The 3,899-nt window shown below is 57.2% G+C and carries 4 protein-coding genes; 2 read left to right on the top strand and 2 right to left on the bottom strand.

The annotated features are described in order from the left end of the window. On the bottom strand, positions 1 to 304 hold a 304-nt coding region (locus AC1D1Z_RS34785), incomplete at its 3' end, for an Lrp/AsnC family transcriptional regulator (protein WP_477853339.1). On the opposite strand from AC1D1Z_RS34785, the gene AC1D1Z_RS34780 reads away from it, so the two are divergent. Further along, positions 303 to 1,376: a threonine ammonia-lyase gene (locus AC1D1Z_RS34780; RefSeq protein WP_477736683.1), complete on the top strand. Its 1,074-nt coding sequence runs from the start codon at positions 303 to 305 to the stop codon at positions 1,374 to 1,376. The genes AC1D1Z_RS34785 and AC1D1Z_RS34780 overlap by 2 nt on opposite strands. Before the next feature lie 477 nt (positions 1,377 to 1,853). Here AC1D1Z_RS34780 and AC1D1Z_RS34775 read toward each other — a convergent pair whose 3' ends face one another. Next, positions 1,854 to 2,732, bottom strand: coding sequence for a LysR family transcriptional regulator (locus AC1D1Z_RS34775; protein WP_477853337.1), 879 nt, complete (start codon positions 2,730 to 2,732; stop codon positions 1,854 to 1,856). Between the two features lie 63 nt (positions 2,733 to 2,795). Here AC1D1Z_RS34775 and AC1D1Z_RS34770 point away from each other — a divergent pair, with 63 nt between their 5' ends. Continuing rightward, a complete protein-coding gene (locus tag AC1D1Z_RS34770; protein WP_477853340.1) occupies positions 2,796 to 3,872 on the top strand; it encodes an MBL fold metallo-hydrolase in 1,077 nt (358 codons plus the stop codon). Positions 3,873 to 3,899: the final 27 nt, after the last annotated feature.

Raw genomic sequence — 3,899 nt, 5'->3', positions numbered from 1 at the left:
CCGCAACGCCGTAGCACTGTTGAACTTCACTGCGCGTGTCCACCTTTTTACGAAAAGCCAACGTGGCGCGCGCGGATTCGTCGACGAGATCGACCTGCACGATGGCGGTAATGCCTAACCCGAGTTTTTCGCAGTCGAGCTCGGCCGTCTCGGCCAGGATAACGCCGGTTTCCCGCAATCTCTTAAGGCGGCGTTGCACGGCAGCAGCAGAAAGGCCGACCTGCGTCCCAATTTGCTCGGCAGGCAAGCGGGTGTCGCGTTGGTAAATTTCGAGAATCTGGCGGTCGAACGCGTCGAGGGTCATGGCGGCGGATGTCTGCAGGAACGAAGGATTGAATGCGGCAAAGCGTCAAAACGAGCGGCTAAATCGCGGCTGGGCACACCGGCCGGGTACGCATACTTTCGGCATGCTTATTATCAACAACTCCCATCGACTTTCCACGCTTAACATCGAGCGTGCCGCCACGCTGATCGACCCCGTATTTCGTGATAGCCCGCAGTTTGAATGCGAGCCGCTGAGTCAGTCGCTCGGCGCATCCTTGCTCCTGAAGGTGGAAACGCTGAACCCTCTACGTTCTTTCAAGGGACGCGGCGCCGATTTTTTCATGCATGAGAACGCGGCGAATCTCGCTGGGCGAATGCTTGTCTGTGCCACGGCCGGGAACTGGGGACAAGCGATGGCCTACGTATGCCGGGCTCGTGGATGGCCGCTGGTCGTGTACAGCGCGACGACCGCCAATCCATTCAAGGTAGAGCGCATGCGTGCGATGGGGACGGAGGTTCGCCTTCACAGTGAGGACTTCGATACCGCCAAGGAAGAGGCTTGGCGCTTCTGTGCTTCTTCCGGTGCCATGTTCGTCGAGGACGGTCGGGAAGTCAGCATTGCTGAAGGCGCGGGAACCATTGCCCGCGAGCTCCTGGCACAGCACCAGTTCGATACTCTGCTGCTCCCATTGGGGAACGGCGCTTTGCTCAATGGCGCAGGTCGCTGGATCAAAGCTCATGCACCGGGGGTGCGAGTCATCGGCGTCTGCGCAGAAGGCGCTGATGCGATGGCCGTGTCGTGGAAGGGGCATCGCCTGATTGAGCGGAGCACGGTCAACACCATCGCAGACGGCATCGCGGTGCGCCGGCCAGTACCGGAGGCGCTGGAGGATATGAAGGAGCTGGTCGACGAGGTGCTACTGGTGAGTGAAGTTGCCATCGAGCGTGCGATGCAGCTGGTATTCCAAAGTGCCGGCTTGGTCGTCGAGCCCGCCGGTGTGGTTGGCGTCGCGGCGGTGATCGAGCACCCATCGCTTCGGTCCGAGCGACTGGCGACGGTGTTGTGYGGCAGCAATCTCACGCTGGAACAAATGCGTCGTTGGCTTTATTGATGCGACAACGGGTCAAACAAGGACGCAAACCGTTGTCCTGAGCATGTTGACAGTCTTTACTTTTGCGTATTTTCCGAAAAAGCAGACAAATGGTATTTTTTACCGGATTGCAAAAAAGTGGAGATTCTCATAGTTTTTTGACAGTCCTTCTTTTTGCAAACACGCTGATTGCCATTAATAAAGTCCATCGGATTACATAAAGGTCCGTCGGACAATGACAGCTCCGAAAATAGCTGGGCAACTGCTCCGGGCCAAGGGGCGGACATTGCAAACGGCGGCTGTCGGGCCAACTGTTACACGCTTGCCGGTCCGCGTTGCGCGGAAAGGAAGGATGTGCGCGTCAATCGTGGAAAGAGACAAACCGAGGTCACTACAAGGGTGCGCCGCTTCCGAATTGCGCGAACGCCTGTTCATCGGCGAACATGACGGCTACAAGCGACCAGGATCAGGAGGAGACTTGTCCTCATGCCTCATGCCTCATGCCTCATGCTGAAAGTGCGGATTGTCTCTAAGGGCAGCTGCGACATGCGTCATAAAGGCTTTGATGCGTGCCGATCCGCGCGAATCCGCGTGCGTGAGGATCCATAGATCTACGCACGCTGCATCTGGAACTCGAGTGACTTCTTTCAGACGTGAGTCAGAGGCGCCGACGAAGCGCGGAAGTAATGCAGCCCCCATACCCTCAGCGGCCAGCTTTGCAAGACCGACGAACGTATCGATACTGGCCACGATCGTCGGGGCGTCCAATTGCGACTGCAGCCAGGATCCCATGGTGGAGGCAAGCAGTTCTCCACCGGGCATGATCCAGTGAAGGGCAGTCCAAGGAGACTGGCTATGTGCCTCTAAATACTCATGGGAAGCATAGATGGCGAATCCCATTCGTGCGAGCCTCATGCCAACCCAGGCCTCGGGGGGATGGCTGCTTGGCCTTAGCGCGATATCTGCATCCTGGCGGTCGAGATCGATCAGCTTATTGGTCACAAGTACATCCACCTCAATGGCAGGGAACTGAGACCGAAATGAAGCGAGCAATGGACCCACAAGGTTATGAGCTATGGAATCGGTTGTGGTGAAACGGAGCTTGCCCGTCAGTTCGGCTACTTGACCGTCGGCAAACCTTTGGGCATCTACGATCGCTTGCTCGACGATGGGACCTACTTCGCACAGCCTCATGCAGAGGTCTGTCGGCACCAAACCTGAATGCGACCTACGGAAGATCAGCGCGCGAAGCTGCTTTTCCAGGATCTCGATACGCCTGAATACCGTGGCGTGGGAGACCCCAAGGCTTCGGCCGRCTGCTGCCGCAGACCCGGTGCGCTTCACCTCGAGCACATATTGCAGATCGTTCCAGTCCAAGCTGTCCTTTCGTGCGCAGCGGGTGTGCGTTGATGTGTATTCCCGTGGGGGGGCCAAGTGCCTATGCTCGAATTTTGCTTTCCGAACCTGCAAATGATCAGCAACATGTTACTCCCGGCCTTGCAGAGCGCTGCAGCTGGTGTTCTTCTCTTCCATGTGGCTTCCGCTACGAGCCAAGGTCTTCCTGAAGCCCCTTCTTCGATCGGCGCTCAGTACGTAGAGGCGTCTGCCACGAAACCGCTGCAGCCCAGTCAAAAAATTGATCGTTTATACGGACGTAACGTTGCGGACGAGTTCATCTTGCAGCGATTGACTCAGCGAACGTACTGGTTCCAACGGCAACACTACGGGACGATGTTCTATGTCGGAGATCGGGGCGTCCTGCTTTTCGATCCACTCGAAGATCGTGGTGAACAGCTGAGAAGGGCCATCGCCTCCGTCACGTCGCTTCCGATCACAGCGATCGTGTACTCCCACGACCACGCTGACCACATCGGCGATGCCAGAAAGTTCACTGAGATGCCCGCGAAGATCCGCGTGATTGCTTCGAAGGCTACCGCCGACAAGATGTCTTTTCTGAAGAGCTCCTTGCCAAGACCCACTGAGGTGGTTCCATGGCCAAGAGGCTCGTTCAAATTCGAGAAGCTTGTTGTCGAACTCCACGGCTTCGAGCGTGCAGCCCACACCGACGATCACGCGGCATGGTTGATGCCGCAAGAAGGAGTCTTGCATCTTCCCGACCTGATCAACCCGGACCAGCCGCCGTTCTGGGCATTTGCGGGCTCTGAGAATTACGCCTACTACGCAGCGAACCTCGAGGAGGTCGCCAAGCTCCGATGGACTTTCTTGAGTGGCGGCCATGGCAATGTCGGAAGCAGGGCCGACGTCGAGTTTTACAGGTCGTTCCTAAAGGACATAAATGAAGCAGTTGCGAAAGCACTGGGAGAGGTGCAATGGGGCGTGGGCGTAGACGCTGCGACCGTGAATGCACACACGGCTTTCCTCCCTGCCTGGCTTTCTGCTGTTGCGAAACATGCAACCGACAGTCTGCGTCCAAAGTACGGTAAGTTGTACGGTTTCGAAGCTGCGACTCCGCGGAACGCTGAGATGGTTGCGCAGACGATGGTTGGCTATAAGTAGCAGGGTGGCCCGGACAAAAGGAGACTC

The organism is Rhizobium sp. P1_E1 (assembly GCF_056406015.1).
This window is presented reverse-complemented; position numbering and strand designations above follow the sequence as displayed.